At 60.3% G+C, this 22,811-nt stretch carries 19 protein-coding genes; 2 read left to right on the top strand and 17 right to left on the bottom strand.

What is annotated here, in order from left to right; genetic code table 11:
* Nucleotides 1–237: 237 nt before the first annotated feature.
* From PH605_RS22110 to PH605_RS22080, 7 genes are all read right to left on the bottom strand, one after another.
* Complete coding sequence (locus tag PH605_RS22110) at nucleotides 238–1,266, bottom strand: trans-3-hydroxy-L-proline dehydratase (protein WP_142846045.1); 1,029 nt, start codon at nucleotides 1,264–1,266, stop codon at nucleotides 238–240.
* Nucleotides 1,267–1,276: 10 nt separating this feature from the next.
* Nucleotides 1,277–2,986, bottom strand: a complete 1,710-nt coding sequence (gene lhpI, locus PH605_RS22105) for a cis-3-hydroxy-L-proline dehydratase (RefSeq protein ID WP_142846047.1) — start codon at nucleotides 2,984–2,986, stop codon at nucleotides 1,277–1,279.
* A gap of 12 nt (nucleotides 2,987–2,998) precedes the next feature.
* On the bottom strand, nucleotides 2,999–4,240 hold the full coding sequence (locus PH605_RS22100; protein WP_142846049.1) for an NAD(P)/FAD-dependent oxidoreductase: 1,242 nt from the start codon (nucleotides 4,238–4,240) through the stop codon (nucleotides 2,999–3,001).
* The gene (locus tag PH605_RS22095; RefSeq protein ID WP_020811659.1) at nucleotides 4,240–4,962 is read right to left on the bottom strand and encodes an amino acid ABC transporter ATP-binding protein; all 723 of its coding nucleotides are present in this window, start codon (nucleotides 4,960–4,962) and stop codon (nucleotides 4,240–4,242) included. Before PH605_RS22095 ends, PH605_RS22100 begins: the two co-directional genes overlap by 1 nt.
* Nucleotides 4,955–5,608, bottom strand: coding sequence for an amino acid ABC transporter permease (locus PH605_RS22090; RefSeq protein ID WP_065657686.1), 654 nt, complete (start codon nucleotides 5,606–5,608; stop codon nucleotides 4,955–4,957). The genes PH605_RS22095 and PH605_RS22090 overlap by 8 nt, the downstream gene beginning before the upstream one ends.
* 12 nt (nucleotides 5,609–5,620) lie before the next feature.
* Complete coding sequence (locus PH605_RS22085) at nucleotides 5,621–6,286, bottom strand: amino acid ABC transporter permease (RefSeq protein ID WP_003521708.1); 666 nt, start codon at nucleotides 6,284–6,286, stop codon at nucleotides 5,621–5,623.
* A gap of 72 nt (nucleotides 6,287–6,358) precedes the next feature.
* On the bottom strand, nucleotides 6,359–7,165 hold the full coding sequence (locus PH605_RS22080; RefSeq protein WP_003521709.1) for an ABC transporter substrate-binding protein: 807 nt from the start codon (nucleotides 7,163–7,165) through the stop codon (nucleotides 6,359–6,361).
* Between the two features lie 440 nt (nucleotides 7,166–7,605).
* On the opposite strand from PH605_RS22080, the gene PH605_RS22075 reads away from it, so the two are divergent.
* Complete coding sequence (locus PH605_RS22075; protein WP_142846051.1) at nucleotides 7,606–8,643, top strand: Ldh family oxidoreductase; 1,038 nt, start codon at nucleotides 7,606–7,608, stop codon at nucleotides 8,641–8,643.
* A 290-nt stretch (nucleotides 8,644–8,933) separates the two neighbouring features.
* Here PH605_RS22075 and PH605_RS22070 read toward each other — a convergent pair whose 3' ends face one another.
* From PH605_RS22070 to ftsZ, 3 genes are all read right to left on the bottom strand, one after another.
* On the bottom strand, nucleotides 8,934–9,899 hold the full coding sequence (locus tag PH605_RS22070; RefSeq protein ID WP_142846053.1) for a dihydrodipicolinate synthase family protein: 966 nt from the start codon (nucleotides 9,897–9,899) through the stop codon (nucleotides 8,934–8,936).
* A 109-nt stretch (nucleotides 9,900–10,008) separates the two neighbouring features.
* The gene (locus PH605_RS22065) at nucleotides 10,009–10,707 is read right to left on the bottom strand and encodes a GntR family transcriptional regulator (RefSeq protein ID WP_031234148.1); all 699 of its coding nucleotides are present in this window, start codon (nucleotides 10,705–10,707) and stop codon (nucleotides 10,009–10,011) included.
* Nucleotides 10,708–10,941: 234 nt separating this feature from the next.
* A complete protein-coding gene (gene ftsZ / locus PH605_RS22060; RefSeq protein WP_003521714.1) occupies nucleotides 10,942–11,904 on the bottom strand; it encodes a cell division protein FtsZ in 963 nt (320 codons plus the stop codon).
* A gap of 477 nt (nucleotides 11,905–12,381) precedes the next feature.
* Between ftsZ and PH605_RS22055 the strand changes: the two genes are divergently transcribed.
* Nucleotides 12,382–12,825, top strand: coding sequence for a response regulator (locus PH605_RS22055; protein ID WP_065657684.1), 444 nt, complete (start codon nucleotides 12,382–12,384; stop codon nucleotides 12,823–12,825).
* A 433-nt stretch (nucleotides 12,826–13,258) separates the two neighbouring features.
* On the opposite strand, the gene PH605_RS22050 is transcribed toward PH605_RS22055, so the two are convergent.
* The 7 genes from PH605_RS22050 to PH605_RS22020 all read right to left on the bottom strand — a co-directional run bounded on the left by PH605_RS22050 (nucleotide 13,259) and on the right by PH605_RS22020 (nucleotide 22,811).
* Entirely contained in the window at nucleotides 13,259–13,405 is a 147-nt protein-coding gene (locus PH605_RS22050) for a DUF1127 domain-containing protein (protein ID WP_003521716.1), read from the bottom strand.
* A gap of 218 nt (nucleotides 13,406–13,623) precedes the next feature.
* Entirely contained in the window at nucleotides 13,624–14,226 is a 603-nt protein-coding gene (locus PH605_RS22045) for a hypothetical protein (protein ID WP_020811652.1), read from the bottom strand.
* 115 nt (nucleotides 14,227–14,341) lie between these two features.
* A complete protein-coding gene (locus PH605_RS22040; protein ID WP_078053905.1) occupies nucleotides 14,342–15,460 on the bottom strand; it encodes an ABC transporter permease in 1,119 nt (372 codons plus the stop codon).
* Nucleotides 15,457–18,225, bottom strand: coding sequence for a ribosome-associated ATPase/putative transporter RbbA (gene rbbA, locus PH605_RS22035; RefSeq protein WP_142846055.1), 2,769 nt, complete (start codon nucleotides 18,223–18,225; stop codon nucleotides 15,457–15,459). Before rbbA ends, PH605_RS22040 begins: the two co-directional genes overlap by 4 nt.
* An 11-nt stretch (nucleotides 18,226–18,236) precedes the next feature.
* Nucleotides 18,237–19,301: an HlyD family secretion protein gene (locus tag PH605_RS22030; protein WP_142846057.1), complete on the bottom strand. Its 1,065-nt coding sequence runs from the start codon at nucleotides 19,299–19,301 to the stop codon at nucleotides 18,237–18,239.
* A 444-nt stretch (nucleotides 19,302–19,745) separates the two neighbouring features.
* Nucleotides 19,746–21,119, bottom strand: a complete 1,374-nt coding sequence (locus tag PH605_RS22025) for an alpha-glucosidase/alpha-galactosidase (protein WP_142846059.1) — start codon at nucleotides 21,117–21,119, stop codon at nucleotides 19,746–19,748.
* A 21-nt stretch (nucleotides 21,120–21,140) separates the two neighbouring features.
* On the bottom strand, nucleotides 21,141–22,811 hold the full coding sequence (locus PH605_RS22020) for an ABC transporter ATP-binding protein (RefSeq protein WP_142846061.1): 1,671 nt from the start codon (nucleotides 22,809–22,811) through the stop codon (nucleotides 21,141–21,143).

Below are 22,811 nucleotides of genomic sequence, written 5' to 3'. Positions count from 1 at the left end.
GAGACCCGGGCTCATCCACGGGATCAATGTCCCCAGGGGGGATCGGTCTTCCATCCGCCACCGCACAAGCGACAATAGCACAGCGCGGCGAAATCAAGTTACAAGGGGGCACGCTCTCCGAAATCCGGCAACGTTGCCCCCTCATCTGACCCTTCGGGCCATCTTCTCCCCGGCGGGGAGAAGAAAGACGCCGAACCGATGCAGCCCGATTGGGGTATAGACCTTTAAAGGCCCTCCTTACCGCGCACCCCACGTATCCGTCAGACGATACCCTTCCGGCCACGGATCGGACGGGTCGAGCATGTGCTGGTGGATACCGGTGATCCAGCCTCGGCCGGAGATTTCCGGCAGGATGGCCGGGCGGTCGCCGACTGTTGTGGTCCCGAGGATACCGCCGGTGAAGGTCGAGCCAATCAGCGACACCGCCGTCAACGTTTCCCCTTCTTTCATTTCGCCGCGTGCATGCAGCACGGCCATACGGGCCGAAAGCGCCGTGCCGGTGGGGGAGCGGTCCACCTTGCCCGGCTGGATGGCAACGGCGGCCCCTGCCCGCAGACCTTCGGCCGTACGTTCCACCTTGCCGGCGAAGAGGCAGAAAGAAAAATGCCGCCAATCCGGGTTTTCGGGATGATCGAAGCCCAGAGCCTTGTTGGCGGCATTGGTGATGCGCACGCCGAGGCGGGCAATCTCATGCGCCTCTTCCGGCTTCAGGCTGAAGCCCATAGCTTCGGCATCGACGATGACGAAGCTGTCGCCGCCATAGGCCGTGTCCACTTTCAGCGTACCGAGGCCTTCAACCTCGAGTTCGACATCGAGCTTTGCGGCAAAGCTGGGCAGGTTCTGCACGAAAATGCGCTCGGCCTTGCCGTTGCGGCATTCGGCGCGCACTTTCACCAGCCCGCCTGGCGCTTCCAGCAGCATATGGGTTTCCGGCTCCTGCATCGGTACGATGCCGCCATCCAGAAGTACGGTGGAAACGCAGATGGAGTTGGAGCCGGACATGGGCGGCGTGTCTTCCGGCTCCATGATGATGAAGGCGGCATCCGCATCGGGATGTTTCGGCGGCACCAGCAGGTTGACGTGCCGGAACACGCCGCCACGCGGCTCGTTGAGCACGAAATTGCGCAGGGTCTCATCGCGCGCGATGAAGCGGCTCTGCTCCCAGATCGTCTCGCCCGGCGGCGGCTTCACTCCACCGACGATCACGTCCCCGACTTCCCCTTCCGCATGGGCGGAAATCACATGAACGGTCTTGATACTGCGCATTCAAAACTCCTTAGGAAAGCCATGAAGGAAGAAGGGACGGAGCACGGCCGGTCAGCGCGCTTTCCACGCAATCGGCAAGGCTGCCGAAGCGCACTGCGCGACCGCTGAGGCCGGGTCCGTAATGGGCGTATTTGCCGGAATTGGTCATCAGGGCACGGGTCTTCGTCGGGAAGACCGGCTCGGAAATGGAGCACCAGCAAAGATCAGGCAGCACCTGCACGCCGCTGTCGCGCAGGCTTTGCAAAGTGCCATCCAGCCCGGCCGCATCGATGACCTGCTGGCCGGCTGTGACGATGACGGCGACATCCGCGTGACGCCGGCGGCCGGCAAATTCAGCCGCAAGCGCGTGGCACTCCTCCAGCGAGGCATGCGGGCTGCCGATGGCGACAAGTTGCACCTCTTCCGGTCCCTCATTTAGAAGCGACCAGCCGGCGGCCATATCGGAGAGTGAGACGGTGACGATATCGGCCGTTTCGAGAGGCGGAAGAGCAGCTTCCGGTGTTACGCCCTCTATATGAAGCATGGGCGCAGCGGATGTGGTGCCGAAAGCGGCGCAAAGCGCCTTTAGATCATCCCGTGATGGCTTTGCAGGATCAAGGCCGCGCAGCAGCGGAATGCAATCCGGCGCGGCCTTGCCCGCCAGATAACCGACGAGCGGCCAGAAGGCATCATCCACACCCTGCGGCAACGCCACATTGACGATGCGCTGAGGACGGCGATTTTCCTCCAGATAGACGCCGGCAAGCGGCGCCCTGCCCGTAAGCGCGATGCAGAGATCGAGAAAATCCGGATGTTTCGCCGTGCGCGCGCCAAGAACCGTATTGGCGAAGATCACAGCGTTCGATTCGGCCCAGGCGATCATGTCGCCGGCCTGCGGCGCGCTGTCGAGCAGGTAAGGCGAACAGGTGAAAGTCGGGCGACAGCCCATGCGCACATAGGCATCCGCCAGCCTTGCGGCCGGATCGCCGAAATCCTCCGGCATGCCCTGCGAACGCCAATGCGCCTTGTCCACAGAAATGGCGTTCATGGTCGTCGGCACCCGTACCTTCGCGCCCATCGCCGCCATTTTTTCCGCGAAGGTGAGATTGGCGGGGCTGGCATAGATGCAGCCATCAATGTGGCCCTGCGTCACATCGACAAGCGCCGATGCCCCCTGCTGGGCGGCCATGGCGACGGTGATGCGCATGGCCTGCTGCACGGCGATGCCATCGCGTCCTTCGAGCTTGGCCCGGTCGTCATCCCCAAGATCGAGATGCGCCGTCGCCGGCGGGGTGATGGCAAGGGAAACGCCATCGGCTTCGATGGCCGTCTCATCGATACGGACATGAACGGCTTCGGAGAACCGGGCGAAATTTTCCGCGTCCAGGCGCAGCACCGGCAAAGGCTTGCCGAACATTTCGGCGGCGATCAGCGCGCCCAGCGTCAGCACGTCTTCGGCCTCGCAGAAGACCAGCGCCGAGGGCGCACGGCCCGTCAGGATTAGATCGAGCAAGACGCCCGAACCGGTACAGGAGCCACGGCTGGTGGGCATGAACAGCACACCGCCGGTGAGACAGATGCCATGCAACGGGTGGTGCACGTCGATGACCCGGCCGGTGGCGGGATCGACCCCGCCCCAGAAACTCAGCGCTTCGGTCGTCGCAATCACGGGACCTTCGGCCGAACCGGCCAAAATGCTGCGGGCTTCAGGAACGGCTGTTGTCGAGAGGGAAGAAGACATCGGAAATCCCCGTCAGAAGCGTTGCGGCGAAAATGCCCTTGTATCGATGGCGGGTTTTTGCCCCGTCAGAAGATCGGCGACGATGCGGGCCGTGCCCGCCGATTGCGTCAACCCCAGATGCCCGTGGCCGAAAGCATAAACCACCCGCGCCGTGTGCCGTGCTTGGCCGATGGCCGGCAGGCTGTCCGGTAGCGAGGGGCGAAAGCCCATCCACTGCTTGCCGCCTTCGGTCTTCAGGCCCGGCAGGAAGGCTTTCGCCTTGGTCAGCAGCGCTTCGGAACGGGCGAAATTGGCCGGAAGCTCCAGTCCGCCCAGTTCCACCGCGCCACCGACGCGGATGCCGGAGGAAAGCCGCGTGACGACGAAACCATGGCCGCCGAAAGTCACCTGCGTGCGCAGATCAAAGGCGCCAGACGGCAGGGTCGTATTATACCCCCGTTCGGTTTCCAGCGGAATTTTTTCCCCGAGCGAACGGGCGATGCGATGCGAAAAGGCGCCGGCCGCCAGCACTACCCTGGCGGCCTTGCGGGTGCGCCCATCATGGCTCACCGCCTCCACACCGTCTTCCAGCGGCCTGAGCGAAGCGATATCGAGGCATTCGATACGGCCGCCAATGGTGCGGAAATGCTCAGCCAGCGCCAGCGTATAAAGCTTGGGGTCGGCGATGGAATACCAGCCGGGCGTGAACGTGCCGCAGGTGAAACGCGGCGCGATGCCGGGCTGTATCTCGGCCATCTGTTCGGCATTGAGATGCCGGAACTCAATGCCGTGCCGCTCGCGCGCCTTCCAGCCGGGAAGCGAGGCTTCGAATTCCGCCTCGCTTTCATAGACCTGGAGGTTGCCCTCCTTGCGCAGCATGGCGATGGTGTCGGTCTTTTTCAGGAACGGCTCCAGTTCGGCCTTGGCGAGATCCATCAGCGCCGTCTGGGCGGCGGTGGAATGCTCCACCTTCGAAGCGGTGCAGGCCCGCCAGAAGCGGAACATCCACGGCGCAATTTTCAACGCATAGGCCGGCGGCACGCTGAGCGGACCGAGCGGATCGAGAAGCCACTTCGGCGCTTTCCAGAGAATGCCGGGCGATGCCAGCGGCAGGATATCGGTGAAGGCGAAGGCGCCGGCATTGCCGGCGGACGCGCCCGCCGCCGGTCCCTCGCGGTCGATGACCGTGACCGACAGGCCACGGCCCTGCGCCGCAATTGCCGCCGAGAGGCCGACGACGCCGGCCCCGATGACGATGACATCATTGGCTGGCATTACCGCACGCTCGCCAGGAATTTCTGCGTTTCAGCGTGCTGCGGCGCGCCGAACAGCTGGTCCGGCGTACCGATTTCCGCCATCACGCCCTGATGGAAGAAGGCTACGCGGTTCGAGACATCGCGGGCGAAGGCCATTTCGTGCGTGACGCAGATCATCGTCATGCCCTCATCCGCCAGCATCTTCAGCGTGTCGAGCACTTCGCCGACCAGCATCGGATCGAGCGCGGAGGTCACTTCGTCGAACAGCATATATTCGGGCGACATGGCGAGCGCGCGGGCAATCGCCATACGCTGCTGCTGGCCGCCGGACATGCGGTTCGGGTAGACCTTCAGCTTTTCGGCAAGACCGACATGGGTCAATTGTTTGACGGCGATTTCCTCGGCCTGCTCCTTGGAGATGCCAAGAACCTTGCGCGGCGCCAGCATGACGTTCTCAAGCACGGTCAGATGCGGAAAGGCGTTCCATTGTTGGAAAACGATGCCGACCTTGCGGCGCAGCTTGTTGAGGTCGGTCGATTTGGCATGCACTTCCGTGCCGTCGATGACGATCTTGCCGCTATCGATCGGCTCGAGGCCGTTGATGCAGGTCAGCAACGTCGACTTGCCGGAACCGGAGCCGCCGATAATGGTGACCACCTCGCCCTTGTTGACGGTGAGGTTGATCCCTTTCAGAACCTCCAGCGGGCCGAAGGATTTGCGGACGTTTTCGATCTCAATCATTGGGGGACCACCGTCTTTCGAGATACCCGCCGAAACGGGCGATGGGGAAGCTGATAAGGAAGTAGATGGCGCCGCAGATCATCAGGATCGTCAGCGGTTCCTGCAGGCGGGTGACGAGAATCTGCGAGGCGCGCAGAAGCTCGATGAGGCCGAGCCAGAGCACCAGCGCCGAATCCTTCATGACACCGAGCGTGAGCCCGATCCATGCGGGCAGCGACACGCGGGTGGCGAGCGGCAGCACGATGTAGCGCATATCCTGCGACCAGGTCATGCCCAGCGAACGGCAGGCGCGGCGCGTATTCGACGGCACGGCATCGATGCCGCCGCGCACGATCTCGGTGCAATAGGCCGCCGTATAAAGCGACAGCACCACGCAGGAGGTGGTGAATGGCGGCCAGCCGAGCTTGGCGATCGACTGGAAGGCGTTGCCGAGCACGAGCTGGATGAGCAGCGGCACGGAACGGAAAATATCCAGCACGAAGGTCAGCGGCAGCGACCAATAGGGGCCGAACTGGAAACGGATGATACCGAAGATGATCCCCATGATGGTGCCCGCCGTGACGGCGACGGCGGTGACGGCAAGCGTCATACCGGCACCCTTGGCCAGGAAGGCGAGATCACTCCAGGTGAGAGCGGTTTCAAACATGGCTCACCTCTCTCAATAACGGAACAGACGCGCGGCCAGCAATCTGGCGGCGAGCGTGACGATCTTGGCGATCACGTAATAGATGACCGCGGCGAGCGCGAAAAATTCGAAGGTGCGGAACGAGCGCGCATTGAGCGCCTGCGTCACACCGGCGAGATCCGTATTCATGCCGACCGTGACACCGAGCGAGGTCATGAGGATTGCCCAGACCATCTGGTTGGTGGCGGGCAGGAACGCAACGCGCAGCATCTGTGGCAGGATGATCAGCCGGAAGGTCTGCATCGAGGTCATGCCGAGCGAACGGCCGGAGCGCGTCTGCGTATCGGGAATGGCCTTTAGCGCGCCACGGAAATTTTCCGCCAGATAACCGGCATTGTTGAAGGCGATACCGACCAGAAGCGCCGTATAGGGGCTCAAATGAATGCCGAAATTGCCAAGGCCGAAATGGGCCATGTAAATCTGGAACAGCGCCGGCGTGTTGCGGGCGATTTCCACCCAGACGGCGGCGAAAGCGCCGAGAATGCGGTTACCGGAAAGCCGGAACAGCGTCAGCACGATGGCGCAGGAAAGACCGATCACCATCGACAGAATGGCGATCTGCAGCGTCACCACCGCACCGTCCAGAAGCTGCGGCAGAGCCTTCAGCGCCTGATTCCAGTGGAATGTATAATTGAACATTAAGCGTCCCGCCTTTTCAGAAACGATCAACGGCGCGATAATCTTGACCGCGCCGTTTACGAAAAGTCCTGATCAGCGATAAACGCCGTTGACGGTGAGCGAAGGAACTTCGCCGCCAACCCATTTTTCATAGAGTTCGGCGTAACGGCCGGTGCGAACCTGCTGGTTGATGAAGAGGTTCAGGTAGTTGATGAAGCCATATTCGTCACGGTTGGTGAAGAGCGCGACATAATCGATGTCATAGGGCGCCTTGCCGACCACGGAGATGCCCGCGAACTTGCCGCCCTTGACGTTGGACTGCGCAACCGTTGAGGTGGAGACGGTGGCGTCGATCTGGCCCTGGCTGAGCGCGAGGAACACATCGGCCTGCGTCTGGTACGGACGGAATTCGCCGGTGCCCCATTCCTTGACCGTCTTTTCGAGCGCGATTGCCTCGAACGTGCCGGCAGTCGCGCCGACCGTCTTGCCCTTCATGTCCTCGAAGGACTTGATGCCCGACTTGTCGTTGGCGGTAACGGCCATTTCGAAAGCGAAGTAAGGCACGGTCATGCCGACCGTCTTGGCGCGCTCCAGCGTATCGGAGGTGGACGCAACGCCCACATCGACGCGGCCGGACATCAGCGCCGGAATGCGCTCGGGGAACGGCGTTTCGACGATTTCAGCCGTGACGCCGAGCGCCTTGGCAAGATCGTTGCAATAATCGACATCGAAGCCGATTGGGTTGTTGGCGTCATCACGCGCGCCCATGGGCGGGAAATCGAGCACGACGGCGCAACGCAACGTGCCAGATGAAATGATGTCGTCAAGTTTGTCGGCCTTGGCCGGCGTAATAGCGAAAGTGGCGGCCAGGAGGCCGGCGACGATGACCGATTTTTTCATTCTTTATTTGCTCCCACAATTGGTCTGCCCTTGAAGGCGCGGTCACTATTTCCCCATGGCGGCGATAAATCAACATAAAAATACAACGAGTATACAAAAAGAATTTTTGCACCTGCGAACTGATGAGGTATCGCGAATGATTACGCAAGCCAGCGCGGGGGGAGCGGACAAGGTTGGCTAAACGTCCGGCATCCTCATTCCGTGGTTGTCACAGGAATCTGGCCAGCCCAAATCTTCGGGCTGAAAGAGGCTTTCCGACGCACAGACGCGCCGACCCGGATTTCTGTGACAAGCACAGGAATGACGGCTTAAGGTGTCTTCGCGTTTTGAGAGGGTCACCTTCTGCTCTGACTGAGCTTCATCGAAAAGACACGTTGCAATAACCACACCTTTGTATACTTTATGTATTCAAAATGTGCGAGCCCTATCGGAGGACTATGATGAGCGACACGACCACCTTGACCATTGAGGCACTTTTCCAGCGGGTCGAGTCGATTTTTTTGAGGGCCGGGCTGAATGATGTACAGTCGGGAGCGCTGGCGCGCGTCATTACTGCCGGTGAGCGGGATGCCTGCAAGTCCCACGGCATCTACCGTATCGAAGGCGCGCTCCGCACCGTCAAGGCCGGCAAGGTGAAGCCCGATGCGATACCTGAAGTGGCAGAAGACGACGGCACGGCCATCGTGAAAGTCAATGCCCATGGCGGCTTCGCCAACCCCGCCTTCGAACTTGGTCTGCCGGTTCTGGTGGAGCGGGCGAAACGCGCGGGCATCGCTGCACTCGTCATCAATGACTGCACGCATTTCTCGGCGCTCTGGCCGGAAGTCGAGGGACTGACCGAAAACGGTCTCGCCGGGCTGGTCATGTGCCCGAGCTATTCCACCGTTGCGCCCACCGGCGGCAGCAAGCCGCTGCTTGGCACCAACCCCTTCGCCTTCGGCTGGCCGCGCAAGGACACCTCCCCTTATGTCTTCGATTTCGCGACCTCGGTTGCGGCCCGCGGTGAAATAGAACTGCACCGGCGGGCCGGAAAGCCCCTGCCGGAAGGCTGGGCTCTGGATGCCGACGGCAAGCCGACGACCGACCCGGAAGCGGCCCTTGCCGGCTCCATGCTGCCCTTTGGCGGCCACAAGGGATCGGCCATCGGCACCATGATCGAGCTTCTCGCCGGCATCATGATCGGCGATCTCACCAGCCCCGAAGCGCTCGAATTTCTCGGCACCACCACGCTTGCCCCGACCCATGGCGAGTTGATCGTCGCTTTTTCGCCTGAGGCCTTCGCCAAGGGGCGCCCCGGCGATCCTTTCCAGCGCGCGGAAGTGCTGTTCGACGCCATCATCGGCCAGGGCGCCCGCCTGCCCTCGGGCCGCCGCTTCACTGCACGCGCGAAGTCCGAAAGCGAAGGCATTACCCTCACCGCCGCCGAAATGGCCGGGCTCGACCGGCTGTTGGAAAAGGGGCTGGACGCGGTTTCCTGACCGCGTGTGGATGTGGAAATAAAAAAAGCCCGCAATCGCGGGCTTTCTCATAACGACAGCGTCACTCAGCTTTCTTTGCGACTGCATAGCATCCCCGCTCCGTCACCCCGGACTAGATCCGGGGTCCAGCGCGATCAAGTCCTTGATCGCGGAAGAGTCCTTTCACGGCGCAGACGCGCCGTGGCTGGATGCCGGATCTAGTCCGGCATGACGGAAAAGAGACATCAAATCTCATCACATACAAAAAAGGCCCGCAGTTGCGGGCCTTTTGTTTTCACGTCAGCGAATGCTCAGGCCGCCTTGCAGGCCTGCACGGCGCCCGGAAGCTTGCTCCAGTCGGCATACCAGCTGTTGAACAGCTTGAACTGCGCCTCGACATAACCGCGCTGGCTGTCCGTCAGGGCGTCAGTTTCATTGAAGTGCAGCGTGTATTCCTTGTCGCCCTTCAGCACCATCATGTGCTTGAAATAGAGAACCAGATCCGGGCCTTCGTCGAAGGACGAGAGAACGGCGAGCGCCTGTTCCAGCTCCAGCGCGCGGGCGCGGGCATCTGCATCGCCCTTGGCGGCGGCCTGCGACAGCTTGCAGAGGTGAATGACTTCCTTCGGCAGAACATTGCCGATGCCGGTGATGGCACCGGTGGCGCCGCAATTGACGAAGCCATGGAAAACAGCCGTATCGACGCCGATCATCAGGGTCACCTCGTCATCGCGGCTGGTGATGTTTTCGGCAGCGTAACGCATATCGGCCGGGCCGCCGAATTCCTTGAAGCCGACGAGGTTCTTGTGCTCGGCGCGCAGCGCGAAAAAGAGATCGGCGCGGGTAGCGAAGCCGTAATAGGGGCTGTTGTAGATGACGGCCGGGATTTCCGGTGCGGCCGAGAGGATGGCCTTGAAGTGCGCCTTCTGGGCAGCGATGACCGAACCGCGCGACAGGACGCGCGGAATGACCATCAGGCCCTTGGCGCCAACCTTCTGGGCGTGAGCGGCATGGGCAACGGCAGATGCCGTGTTGACCGCGCCGGTGCCGACGATGACCGGAATGCCGGCTTTCACCAGGCGCTCCACGCCTTCCATGCGCTGCTCGTCCGTCAGGAGCGGCCAGTCGCCCATGGAGCCGCAATAAACGACGGCCGACATGCCATCGGCAATCAGTTCCTTGCCCTTGCGAACAAGCGCATCGAAATCAGGGGTGCGATCATCCTTGCAGGGGGTCATCAAGGCGGGAATCACGCCGGAAAAAATGCTGGCCGTCATTTCAAGCTCCTAAGGGACATGTTTTTCGGGAATGGACGCACCTCCGCGCCACCCTTTCGACAAGGACATTACAATCTTGTATTTTATTTGTCGACAAGAAATCGACAAGCTACAGATTTATTTCCAGACGCTCGTTTCGCACCAGCAGTTTCTGCACCTGCCGCACGATCTGCTCGGCGTGCTCACGGGCCAGTTTCTCGGAAAGAACGGTATCACGCGCAGCGATAGCCGCGATGATCTCATCATGATCGTCGACGAAACGCTTCGGCAAACGATCGTCATAGGACTGGTAATAAAGCCGGAGGATGCGTCGTCCCTCGTCCAGCAGCCGCTTGAACAGGCTGGTAAAATAGGGATTGCGCCCGGCCTCGGCGATGGAAAGATGCAGGGCGGCATTGGTGGAAATCATCGCCAGCGCATCCTGCTCCTCCACCGCAATGGCGAATTCCGCATTATGGGCGCGGATGCCGGCCAGATCCTCCGGGCGGTGATATTGCGCGGCAAGCTGCGTCGTTACCCGATACATCAACACCAGCGCATCGAAATAGGTGTGCATGTTGAGGAAATCGATGTTCGACACCATGGTCGAACGGTTCGGCAACGTATCGATGAGCCCCTCGCCCGAAAGCCGCACCAGCGCCTCGCGGATCGGCGTGCGCGACATCTTGAACCTTTCGGCGAGTTGCACCTCATCGATGGGGCTGCCCGGCGGCAGAACCAGATCGAGAATCTCGTCGCGCAGCAGATCATAGACCATCTTCACGCCGGAGCCGCGCTTTCGCTCGGCAGAAGCAATTATATCCGTCATTATCACATCCCTCTTGTCGACATAAAGAGTACTATTATATTTTTTCGCGATCAACGCCGCGCAGCGCCGCAGCATCTTCGAATGGCGGAATAATTGTTCAAAAACAACAAAAAGCCGTCGCGAAAATTGCCCGCGACGGCTTTTGATCGTTCAGTTTGTGGCGTGGACGCTGTTTTTAGGGTATCGCCAACTCAAGAAGGCGATTTAATCAGGACCGCGCTCCTCAAGCCAGCATCAATTGCGCAGGCCGGTGGCGACGACCGAAATCTTGAAAGCGCCGTCCAGCGTCGGGTCGAAGGAAGCGCCCATCACCACATCGGTTTCTTCGCTCACCGCCTCGCGTACCAGCGTCATTGCCTCATCGATCTCATAGAGCGTCAGATCGTTGCCACCGGAAATGGAAACAAGAGCGCCCCGCGCTTCCTTCAGCGACGGTTCGCCGAGCAGCGGGTTGGCAATGGCTGCGGCAGCCGCTTCCGAGGCGCGCTTTTCACCCTTGGCCTGCGCCGTGCCCATCAGCGCCCGGCCGCCATTCTTCATGACATAGCGCACATCGGCGAAATCGAGATTGACCAGGCCTTCGCGCAGGATGAGATCTGTGATGCAGCGCACGCCAAGCGACAGAACCTTGTCGGCCGTCTTCAGCGCATTTTCGAAGGTCGTGCCGGCATCGGCAATGCGCAGCAGGTTCTGGTTGGGGATGACGATGACGGTATCTGCCGTGTTGAGCAGGTTGGCGAATCCATATTCGGCAGCCCGCATGCGGCGCGCGCCTTCGAAACTGAAGGGAAGCGTCACGACACCGACGGTGAGGATGTTCTTCGCCCGGCAGGCTTCGGCGATGACGGGGGCAGCGCCCGTGCCGGTGCCGCCGCCCATGCCGGCGGTGATGAAACACATGTCGTAGCCGCTCAGGTGATCCATGATCTCGTCAAGTGAATCGATCGCTGCCTGCCGGCCAACCTCGGGATCGGCGCCTGCGCCGAGCCCGCCGGTCAGTTCGGAGCTGAGCTGCACGAGCCGCGGCGCGTTGGTCTTCTTCAGCGCCTGCGCATCCGTATTGGCGGCGATGAAATCGACGCCACCGATGCCCTCGGCAATCATGTTGTTGATCGCGTTGCCGCCACCGCCACCGACGCCGACGACGGCGATATTGGGCGTGTTGCGGGCAATGGTGGCGCGCGGAGACTGGGTCATCGTCTTATTCTCTTTCTAAACTCATAGGGTCCCGCGCCGTTCTTTGACTGCGGCACGCGAATGATCGGCAAGGTTACAGCGCTTCCTCCCCGATGGGGAAAAGAGGCTGTAACGCTTTGAATTTTCATGCCGGCCTTTCACCCCATAATGGCGAAAGAACGGTGTTCCAGGGGGCGAAAGATGCTCCACGGCGACGTTCTCCGACCCCTTCCCCGGATGAAAACCGAACCGAATCAACTGCTTCGCTCTTGTAAGGTGATAGCCGAAAAGGCACACCGTTTACACTCCATTCACTATGTTTATCTCACTTTGGAACGAGTTGCGCCGAGAAGTGTTTGCATGCCGACCGCGCTGGAGCGGCGGGAAATAAAACGGAACCGGTCCCGCCGCTCCGGGTTTAGTTGAAGCCTCGGATGATCCGCAACCGCGATTCAGTTTTCAATCCGTTGCTCTGAAACACAGAATGGAGGCAGGCATATGTTGGCAGACGTCTTGCAAAACGAACCGGGTTTCCGCACGGAACAGCCGCGTGTGCTGATCGTGGAAGACGAATTCCTCATCGCCATGGATATAGAGGATTCCATTTTGCAGGCGGAAGAAGAGGCAGATGTCATCGGTATCGCCAACCGGCTGGAAGACGCCGTGGCGCTTGGCAGCCGCGCCGATATCGCCTTTGTCGACGTCAACCTTGCAGACGGACAGACCGGCCCGGAAATCGGACGGCGGCTTTCACAAGATCATGGCGTGGTGGTGATCTTCATGACGGCAAACCCCGAAGTCGTCGTCAATCTCGGCATCGGCGCCGGCGTAATCGCCAAACCCGTGCCGCAGGATGCCGTGGAGCAGTGCCTCGCCTATGCCCTTGCCAAACGTGCAGGCGCCCACGCCGTGACGCCCATCGGCATGATGGCTTTCGACTGAGATATTTCCTGAAGACAAAGGCAAGTTTCTGAAAACAAAAAAGCCTGCCGCGGGAGGAGGTGCGGCAGGCTTTTTGAAAAGATGAACAGCGATATGGGAGGAGGAAAACCGCTGTCCCCGGGGCAATCCTTTGGGAGGAGGAGTAGGATCACCCGCTTTACCAAAAGGATGTGGGAGGAGGTACATCCCTTTCGATGATTGGAAGATAGCATTTTTCTGCGTATTTGACAGGCATAAGCTTGCAGTACAGATATGCATTCAATGCATGGCGATATTCATCGCCTGACGTCGAGAAAACCCCGCCCTTCGGCTGGCACTTCGACATCGCCGGATTATCTGGCGGATATTCGCGGCAGAAGCATCCCATATCCCCAAAACAAAAACGCCCGCTGAGCGGGCGTTTGTGCATTCAAAAGAGGCGATATCGCCTTGATTACCTGCCAACGGCGGCGCGGGCGACGCTGGTGATCTGGCTACGATCGATACCGAGATCGTGCAGTTCACGGGTGCTCATACGGCCGAGTTCGTTGATGGTCTGACGATATTTGCGCCAGTTATTGAAGCTGCGTGCTACGTTCATGACATTACCCTTTCTGAGGTTTAGGTGACGTCAGTAACGTTTTCGTTCCGGCGTCCTTTGATGCCCCCTATATGCGCTTTTCGATGACGAATTAACAGGCAGAATAAGGCAATCCACCCATGCGCCAGACGCAAGGGTTCCCCATGACACTTTGCGACGAAAAAGAAACGTGACTAAAATTCAGACGGTTCGCCGGGCCTAGAACCGCCCCCCGCCGCTCAGAACTTGTAGCGGACGCCGAATACGTTGGCGTTTGTGGCGCCTTTCATATTGCCCAGTGTTTTGCCACCGCCGGAACGGTGGTGAAGACGCCAGAAGAATTCCGTCGAAGAATCCTCGCTGAAGGACACGTTGATTTCCGGTCCCAGATAAAACAGGACATTCGCGTTGCCGTTGTCCTTGATTTCCTGTTCCCGCTCGCGGCCACGCTGCGCATCCGTGACGAGGCTGAGGCCGGCGGTAAAGCTCGGCGTGATGAACAGCCGCTCTCCGAGCCTGATCTGCTCGTAACGTGCAACCGGACCCGCCCAGACTTCACCGGTAAAGCCCTTGCCAAATCTGGCGGCGACGCCGATTTCGCCGCCGAGTTTCACGTTACCGATGTGGTAGGGGTAGAACTGATAGCCGCCGCCCAGAATGGCATTGCGCTCATATTCCACCGGAATGAGGGCTGCACTTTTCAGCATGTCCTCTTTCGTCAGGACGCCGCCGAAACCGAATATCGCTTCGCTCGTCTCCGACGTCATATCTTCTGACGCAAGAGATGGCGTTGCCGCCAGTGCGATCATGGCTGCCAGTGACAGACGTGCTGCAATATTCATTTTGCTACTCCTGAACAAAGCCCGCTTACCCAGCCGTCCTCATAGGCATATTCACGGAAGGCGAACATACCGTTACCGAACACAATTAATTCAACTTGCGCGGAAATAGGCGGAATCAGCGCAGGAAACGCCTGAAACGGCGAAGCGCGAAAACGAAAAGCGCGGAGCCGATGGCCAGCAGCGCCAGCAATTGCGGCCAGACCACATCCAGCCCCGCCCCCCTGAAAAGCACCGATTGCGCCAGTATGACGAAATGGGTGTTGGGTGCGAGAAGCATGATGTACTGGATGATATCAGGCATGCTTTCACGCGGCGTCATGGCGCCGGAGAGCACCTGCAACGGCAGCAGGAACAGGATCAGCAGCATGCCGAATTGCGGCATGGAGCCTGCAACGGTCGCAAGGAAGATGCCCATCGACGTCATGGCGAAGAGCTGCAACGCCGTTCCGAGCAGGAAGAGCAAGAGCGAGCCTTCGATTGGAATGGCGAGCAGGCCCCTGACGACTACGAACAGGGAAAATGCGGAGGCCACCAGCACGACAAGGCCCATGGACCAGACCTTGCTGAGCATGATTTCCAGCGGCGTGACCGGCATGACCAGCAGATGCTCGACCGTGCCATGCTCGCGCTCGCGAATGAGCGCGGCCCCCGTCAGCACGATCGACAGCATGGTGATAGCGGTGATGATGTTGTTGATCGACCCGAACCACGACTTGTCCAGCTCCGGGTTGAAACGGGAGCGTAGCGTCAGGTCCACCGGCACCGACGTCGCACCGCGATAACGGTTGATATATTCCTGAACTTCACTCGTTACGATGCTCTGCACGTAACCGCCGCCACTGAAAGCCTGGCTCATGCGGGTGGCGTCGATATTGAGCTGGATAGCGGGTTGCTGCCCGGCCATCAGCCGGCGCTGGAAATCCGGCGGGATATTGAGCGCGAAGGTATCGAGGCCCGCATCCATGCGCTTGTCCATTTCCGCAATGGAAATCTGCTTCGGCGGGGAGAAATAGGGCGGATAAAAAGCCGTGCTGATGCGCCCTGAAAGCGGTGACTGATCCTCGTCGACGATGGCGATGGCGGCATTGTTCAGCGTCTCCGGCAGCGCGCTGGAGCCGGTGTAGATCTGCAGCGTGAAGGCGTAGACGATGAGCAGCAGCAACATGCCGTCACGCGCAAGGCCGCGCAGTTCCTTGATGCCGAGCTGGAAGATGTTGGACGAAAACAGCCTCATGACGCCTGTTTCCTCAAAAGTGCGGCGCCGGCAATGAGAAGCAGCGGAATGGCAATGAGAAGCGGCAGGAACGAGCCGGAAAGCCCGGCGAAATCCAGCCCCTTGGAGAAGGTGCCGCGCGAAATGGTCATGAAATAGGTGGCGGGATAGATATTGCCGATAAAGGCGCCCGCCCCCTGTAGCGACGAAACGGGATCGATCATTCCCGAATATTGCGTTGCCGGAATGAGCGTCAGCAGGGCCGTGCCGAAGATCGCCGCGATCTGGCTCTTCATGAAGGACGACATGAGAAGGCCGATGGAGGTGGCGATGACGACATAGAGCAGCGCTCCCGTCGCATAGGCGAGATAACTTCCGGTGAAGGGCACCTGGAAGATGAAGATGGCGAAGGCCGTCAGAAGCAGGAAATTGAGCATGCCGAGGGCGACATAAGGAAGCTGCTTGCCGATCAGGAATTCCAGCCGGGTGGTCGGCGTCACGTAAAGATTGACGATGGAGCCGAGTTCCTTTTCCCTGACGACGCTGAGCGCCGCCAGCATGGCGGGAATGAGCATGAGCAGCAGCGGAATGACCGCCGGCACCATGGCGACGAGGCTTTTGACGTCCGGATTGTATCGATAGCGCGTTTCGATGCTGAAAGTGCTTTGCGTCGCCCCGCTGCCGTAAATCTCGGCCGCCTTGCGCGCCAGCCATGTCTGGTGCATGCCCTGCACGTATCCGCGAACGGTTTCCGCCCGCTGCGGCATGGCGCCGTCGATCCAGGCGCCCACCTCCACCGTCTTGCCGCGCAACACGTCGCGGCCGAAACCGGGGGGGATTTCGATGGCAAGGCTGAGTTCCCCGTCACGCATCCGTCGGTCCATATCGGCATAATCGCGGATCGGTTCCTTCTCGATGAAATAACGGGAGCCGGCAATGTCGAGCACGTAATCGCGGCTGATGGTGGAATCGTCACGGTCCAGCACCGCGAAGGTCAGGTCCTCGACATCGAGATTGATACCGTATCCGATGACGAACATCAGGATGACGCTGCCGAGCACCGCCAGCGTGCCGCGAATGGGATCCCGCTGCAGTTCCAGCGCCTCGCGGCGCGTATAGCTGAACATGCGCCTGAAATCGAAAAACCTCTTACGATTGGGTGCAGCATGTTGCGTCGCTGGCACCTCCGCTGTCGCGACGGGCGCTGCTGCAGGCTCCGCCTTTTTGACGCCGGAAGCATCTTCGAGATAGGCGACGAAAGCCTCTTCCAGCGTTGCCGCATTGCGGCTTTTGGTAATCGCATTGGGCGTATCGCTGATCAGCACCTTGCCGGCATGCATCAGCGAAATCCGGTCGCAGCGCTCCGCCTCGTTCATGAAATGGGTGGAGATGAAAATGGTGACATTGTCGTTGCGCGAGAGATCGGCAAGGATTTGCCAGAACCCGTCCCGTGCCACCGGGTCGACGCCGGAGGTCGGTTCATCGAGGATGAGAATATCAGGCGAATGGATCATCGCCACCGCCAGCGACAGCCTCTGCCGGATGCCGAGCGGCAGGTCGTCCGGCAGGGTTTCCATGACCGCACCGAGATCGAAACGCTCGGCCATTTCGGCGATACGCGGCTGAATGGTCTCTTCCGGCAGCTTGAACAGACGGGCGTGCAAATCGAGGTTCTGCCGCACCGTCAGCTCGGAATAGAGCGAGAAGGCCTGGCTCATATAGCCGACGCGGTGACGGATCGCCATGTCGCTGGCATCCACCTTGTGCCCGAAAAGCTTGGCCTCGCCTTCGCTGGCCGCCAGAAGCCCCGTCAACATCTTCATGGTGGTGGATTTTCCGCAGCCGTTCGAGCCGAGAAAGCCGAAAATCTCGCCGCGCGGAATCTTGAAGCTGACATTGTTGACGGCGGTAAAGTCGCCGAAGCGCATGCTGAGATGCGACGCCTCGATGGCATAGTCGCCCTCACCCGCCACCTTGCGCGGCGCGATATGGACTTCATGGTAACCCTTGCGCTTTTCTTCGGGAAGGAGCGCGATGAAGGCGGCATCGAGATTGGGTGCGGAGGTGCGCTCGAGAAGTTCGGCAGGCGAGCCGGTGGCTAATATCTTGCCGCCATCCATGGCGACCAGCCAGTCGAAACCGGCGGCCTCTTCCATATAGGCCGTGGCGACGATGACGCTCATGCCGGGACGCCCGGCCCGGATGGAATCGATCAGCTCCCAGAATTGCCGCCGCGACAGTGGGTCGACGCCCGTGGTCGGCTCATCGAGAATGAGCAGGTCGGGATCGTGGATCAGCGCGCAGCAGAGCCCCAGCTTCTGCTTCATGCCGCCGGAAAGCTTCATCGCGGGGCGGTCGGCGAAGGGCTCGAGGCCGGTACTTTTCAGCAGCTCGGCAATGCGCGCCTGCCGCTCCCTGCCGCCCTGTCCGAACAGCCTGCCGAAGAAATCGATATTCTCGAAGACGGACAGGGTGGGATAAAGGTTCTTGCCGAGACCCTGCGGCATATAGGCGATACGCGGGCAGGTATCCTCGCGGTGGCGCGGATCGGACATATCGCCGCCCAGAACCTCCACCTTGCCTTTCTGGATGGCGCGCGCGCCGGAGACGAGCGACAACAGGCTCGATTTGCCCACACCGTCAGGCCCGATAAGCCCGATCATCCGCCCGGCGGGGATCTCGACCGATATGTCGGCCAGCGCAATGGTGCTTCCGAAGGTCAACCGCACATCGGCCAATCGCGCGACCGGTGCATGCCTGTCATTCGTTGCGGGAGGCGCGACCATGGTGGCCACCGTCACTTGACGAGATTGCGTTCGAGGTTTTCCGGCCAGGCGGCCTGCGGATCAAGCCGGACATAGGCCATGCCGGGCAGCCCGGTTTTGACATATTGGATATATTTCTGCAGCAGCTCCTGCGGGATTTGCGCCCGCACCCGGAAGGTCAGCTTCTGGCGTTCTTCTTCGGTTTCGACCGTTTTCGGTGTGAACTGCGCGACATCGGCGACGAAGGAAACCTTGGCGGGGATGGTATATTGCGGGGCGGCATCCAACATCAGGCGCACATCCGAGCCCATGGACGTGCGGCCGGCCTCGGCCGTCGGCAGGAAGAACGTCATATAGACATCGCCGAGATCGACGAGGTTCAGAACCCGTCCACCGGCGGACAGCACCTCACCGGGCTGGGCGATCCGATATTGCACGCGGCCATCGCGAGGCGATTTCAGCGTCGCATCGGCGATATCAGTCTCGATGCTTTCAATATCGGCCTGCGCGGCATCCACCGCCGCCTCGGCATCGACGATCTGCGCCTTGGCGGCGTTGATTGCGGCATCGGAGGCGGCAAGCGAGGCCTCGGCGGAAGCGAGCGTGGCGCGGGCGGACTGCTCGGCGGCTTCACTGTCATCGACGATCTGCTGCGAGACGGCGTTGCCGGTCAGCAGCTGTTTCGAGCGCGCATAGGTCTTGGAGGCGGAATCGAGCTGGGCCTTGCGCTGTTCCACCACCGCCAGCGCCGAGGTCTTTTCCGCCTCCCGCTGGGCGACAAGGCTGTGGGCCGTATCGATTGCTATTTTCGCGCGGCGAAACTGTGCTTCCGCCTGACGTTTCCTCGCCTCCAGTTGAGCCGTATCCATCTGGGCAAGCACCTGCCCGGCCTTCACGAAATCGCCTTCACGCACCATGATGTCCTGAAGGCGACCGGCGGTCTTGGTGGAAATGTCGATCTCAACGGCCTCGATACGGCCGTTACTGGCTACGAAACCGGCGGGAAGTCCCTCACCCTTCAGCTTTGACCAGGAGAAATAGGCGACACCGGCAAGAACCAGAATCACCAGACCAACGAGCAAGCCTTTTTTAGACATCCGTTTTCCCCATGAACCCTTCGAATTTCAACCCTAATACGATGAAACCGAAGAAGCCAGCCACCTTTGCGTTTAGTATTCGCACCCGACACTTCTCATGTTTAAGAGGGAGATAGATCGGGTTCAGGTGATGTCTAGACGTCAAGGTGTCTTGTGGCCTTGACACAAGTCAAATGCTTTGAGGGTTTCGGACAGGCGCCTAAACCGGCTGATGATGGCAGGCCTCAGGGGTTGCAAAGCCCTATGAAACGGCCGCGTTCGGCAAAGCCGCATCATCCGCACCCCGTCACCCCGGGGCTTGATCCGGGGTCCAGCGCGATCAAGTGCTTGATCGCGGAAGAGTCTTCTCACGACGCAGACGCGCCGTGGCTGGATGCCGGATCTAGTCCGGCATGACGGAGGAGAGGGCCTGCACCTTCGTATTTTGTCGCAGCGACCGGCGCCTTACACCGCCCGCGCCCGCTTCACCTCCACCTGCGTCCATTCCGGCAGCCAGTCGCGATGGGCCAGCAGCAGATCGTCCACCAGCGACCATATCTGGTCGAGATCCAGTTCCGCCGCCGTATGCGGGTCCATCATCGCCGCGTGGAAGATGTGCTCGCGGTTTTCGCTCATCAGCGCCCGCACCGTCAGTTCCTGCACATTGATGTTGGTGCGCATGAGGGCGGTGAGCTGCGGCGGCAATTCGCCGATAAAGGTGGGCTGCACGCCGTTATGATCGACAAGGCAGGGCACTTCCGCCGCGCAATCCGATGGCAACGAGGTGATGCAGCCATTGTTGCGCTGGTTGCCGTATATCACCGAGGGTTCGCCGGTCCAGACCGAGTTGATGATGGAGGAGGCATATTCCTTTGACTGCTTTACCTCGATCTTCTCGGCCGAACGATAGGCCGCCGCCTGCCCCTTCCAGCGTTCGATCTGCTCGATGCAGCGCTTCGGGTATTCATCGAGCGGGATACCGAATTTCTCGATCAGGTCCTCTCGTCCTTCCTTGATGAAATAGGGCGTATATTCGGCGAAATGCTCGGAGCTTTCGGTGACGAAATAACCGAGCCGCGTCAGCATCTCATAACGCACCTTGTTGGGGCAGCGCGGGTTCCATCCGGGTTTTGGCGCACGGCCTTCGCGGTAACCGCGCACGAGATCGGGATAGAGGTTCTTGTAGCTTCCATCCGGCTGGCGGTGCTCGAACTCCAGGAAGAACGCCATGTGGTTGATGCCGGCGGAACGGTAACGGATTTCCTCGTATGGGATATCGAGATCATGGGCGAGTTCCATGGCCGTGCCCTGCACGGAATGGCAAAGGCCGACCTGCCGGATCGTCGGGTATTTCTCGGCAATCGCCCAGGTATTGATCGCCATGGGATTCACATATTGCAGCATGATGGCGTTGGGGCAGACGGCCAGCATGTCCTCGCAGATCTTCCACAGATGCGGCACGGTGCGCAGGCCGCGCATGATGCCGCCGACACCGAGCGTATCGGCGATGGTCTGGCGCAGGCCATATTTACGCGGCACCTCGAAATCGGTGACCGTGCAGGGCTCATAGCCGCCGATCTGGAAGGCGACGACGACGAAATCGGCACCGGCAAGCGCCTTTTTCTGGTCCGTGTAGCTCTCGGCCTTCGCCTTTGCGCCAAGCGTCGAAATCAGCTTGTTGACGACGATGGCGCTTTCTTCCAACCTCTCGCGGTTGATATCCATCAGTGCGATGGTGGCGCCCGAAAGGGCCGGACGCTGCAGCACGTCGCCGATGATGTTCTTCATGAACACCGTGGAGCCTGCGCCGATGAATGTGATCTTGGGATCTCTTGCCATGTCTACCTCCAGCATTTGAATTCAAGCGATTTCGAAGGCGGCCCGTACAAGCCGCTGAGTATATTCGGTTTTCGGATTGGTCAGCACATCCTCGACAGGCCCTTGCTCGACGATCTGCCCGCGCTGCATGACGATGACGCGGTGGCAGAGCGCGCGGACCACTTTCAGGTCGTGCGAGATGAACAGGTAGCTCAGGCCCCGCTCATCCTGCAGCTTGCGCAGGAGATCGATGATCTGCGCCTGCACGGAAAGATCGAGCGCCGAGGTCGGCTCATCGAGCAGGATGAATTCCGGCTCCAGCGCCACGGCACGGGCAATGGCGATGCGCTGCCGTTGGCCGCCGGAGAATTCATGCGGAAAACGCGAGAGGATATTGCCCGGCATGCCCGCCGCTTCCAGTGCATCACGCACCCGGTCTAGCCTCTCGGCCTTGGTTTTCCCAAGGTCGTTGATGATGAGGCCTTCCTCGATGATCTGGCCGATGGTCATGCGCGGATTGAGCGAGGCGAAGGGATCCTGAAAGACGATCTGCATACGCGAACGCAGGGGCCGCATTTCAGCGCGGGAGCGGCCATCCACCCTCTCCCCGTCAAAGATCACCTCCCCGGCAACCGGCTCGTTCAGCCGCAGCAGGGATTGGCCGAAGGTCGTCTTGCCGGAACCGGATTCACCGACAAGCCCCAGCGTCTCGTGCCGATTGAGGGTAAGCCCCAGACTGTCGACGGCGATCAGTTCCTTCAGTTCGGGTTTAAACAGCCCGCCGTAACGCATCATGAAAGAGACCCGCACGCCGCTTGCCGTCAGCAGCACGCCGGAATTTTCCGGCAGCGGCTTTGCCGTGCCATGCGGTTCGGAGGCAAGCAGCCTTTTCGTATAGGGGTGCTGCGGCGCTGCAAACAGCCGCTCCGTGGTATTGTGCTCGCGCATCTCGCCGTGCTGCATGACATAGACATAATCGGAAAACTGCTTCACGATCGTCAGGTCATGGGTGATGAGAACCACGGCCATGCCGCGCTTCTTCTGGAGATCGCGGATGAGGTTGAGGATTTGCGCCTGCACCGTCACATCAAGCGCGGTGGTTGGCTCATCGGCGATCAGCACGTCGGGATCGTTGGAGAGCGCCATGGCGATCATCACACGCTGCCGCTGGCCGCCTGAAAGCTGGTGCGGATATTGTTTGAGCCGCGCTTCCGGTTCGGGTATCTGCACCTGCCGCAGAAGATCGAGCGCCCTCGCCTCGGCCTCTTTCCGGCTGAGTTTCGAATGAACGCGGATCGCCTCGACGATCTGGCTGCCGATCGTATAGATCGGGTTCAGCGAACTCATCGGCTCTTGAAAGATCATCGAGATGCGGTTGCCGCGCAGCGCACGCCGCTGACGGCTGGAAAATTTCAGAATGTCGTCGCCGTTGAAACGCACGGTCGCGGATTTCGCAACGGTCGCCCGCTTCGTCAAAAGCCCCATGATCGTGCGGGCCGTAACGGATTTTCCCGAACCGGATTCGCCGACGATGGCAATCGTCTCGCCGCTATAAAGCTGGAAGGAAATGTCCTTCACCGCCTCCACCGTGCCGTGCTCCACCTTGAAGGTCACGGCAATGTTGCGGGCATCGATGATGGCATCGTCCTGACGGTCATCGGCGTCAAAGCGGATGGTGGGCGCATAAGTGTTGTTCTGTGCAGTAGCAACCAT

The sequence above is a fragment of the Agrobacterium sp. CFBP 3001 genome, from assembly GCF_027871605.1.
In the GTDB taxonomy this organism is placed as follows: Bacteria; Pseudomonadota; Alphaproteobacteria; order Rhizobiales; family Rhizobiaceae; genus Agrobacterium; species Agrobacterium leguminum.
This window is presented reverse-complemented; position numbering and strand designations above follow the sequence as displayed.

Coding starts and splice junctions, on each gene's coding strand:
- PH605_RS22110 (WP_142846045.1), bottom strand. CDS start 1,266: ATGCGCAGTATCAAGACCGTTCATGTGATTTCCGCCCATGCGGAAGGG.
- lhpI (WP_142846047.1), bottom strand. CDS start 2,986: ATGTCTTCTTCCCTCTCGACAACAGCCGTTCCTGAAGCCCGCAGCATT.
- PH605_RS22100 (WP_142846049.1), bottom strand. CDS start 4,240: ATGCCAGCCAATGATGTCATCGTCATCGGGGCCGGCGTCGTCGGCCTC.
- PH605_RS22095 (WP_020811659.1), bottom strand. CDS start 4,962: ATGATTGAGATCGAAAACGTCCGCAAATCCTTCGGCCCGCTGGAGGTT.
- PH605_RS22090 (WP_065657686.1), bottom strand. CDS start 5,608: ATGTTTGAAACCGCTCTCACCTGGAGTGATCTCGCCTTCCTGGCCAAG.
- PH605_RS22085 (WP_003521708.1), bottom strand. CDS start 6,286: ATGTTCAATTATACATTCCACTGGAATCAGGCGCTGAAGGCTCTGCCG.
- PH605_RS22080 (WP_003521709.1), bottom strand. CDS start 7,165: ATGAAAAAATCGGTCATCGTCGCCGGCCTCCTGGCCGCCACTTTCGCT.
- PH605_RS22075 (WP_142846051.1), top strand. CDS start 7,606: ATGAGCGACACGACCACCTTGACCATTGAGGCACTTTTCCAGCGGGTC.
- PH605_RS22070 (WP_142846053.1), bottom strand. CDS start 9,899: ATGACGGCCAGCATTTTTTCCGGCGTGATTCCCGCCTTGATGACCCCC.
- PH605_RS22065 (WP_031234148.1), bottom strand. CDS start 10,707: ATGACGGATATAATTGCTTCTGCCGAGCGAAAGCGCGGCTCCGGCGTG.
- ftsZ (WP_003521714.1), bottom strand. CDS start 11,904: ATGACCCAGTCTCCGCGCGCCACCATTGCCCGCAACACGCCCAATATC.
- PH605_RS22055 (WP_065657684.1), top strand. CDS start 12,382: ATGTTGGCAGACGTCTTGCAAAACGAACCGGGTTTCCGCACGGAACAG.
- PH605_RS22050 (WP_003521716.1), bottom strand. CDS start 13,405: ATGAACGTAGCACGCAGCTTCAATAACTGGCGCAAATATCGTCAGACC.
- PH605_RS22045 (WP_020811652.1), bottom strand. CDS start 14,226: ATGAATATTGCAGCACGTCTGTCACTGGCAGCCATGATCGCACTGGCG.
- PH605_RS22040 (WP_078053905.1), bottom strand. CDS start 15,460: ATGAGGCTGTTTTCGTCCAACATCTTCCAGCTCGGCATCAAGGAACTG.
- rbbA (WP_142846055.1), bottom strand. CDS start 18,225: ATGGTCGCGCCTCCCGCAACGAATGACAGGCATGCACCGGTCGCGCGA.
- PH605_RS22030 (WP_142846057.1), bottom strand. CDS start 19,301: ATGTCTAAAAAAGGCTTGCTCGTTGGTCTGGTGATTCTGGTTCTTGCC.
- PH605_RS22025 (WP_142846059.1), bottom strand. CDS start 21,119: ATGGCAAGAGATCCCAAGATCACATTCATCGGCGCAGGCTCCACGGTG.
- PH605_RS22020 (WP_142846061.1), bottom strand. CDS start 22,811: ATGGTTGCTACTGCACAGAACAACACTTATGCGCCCACCATCCGCTTT.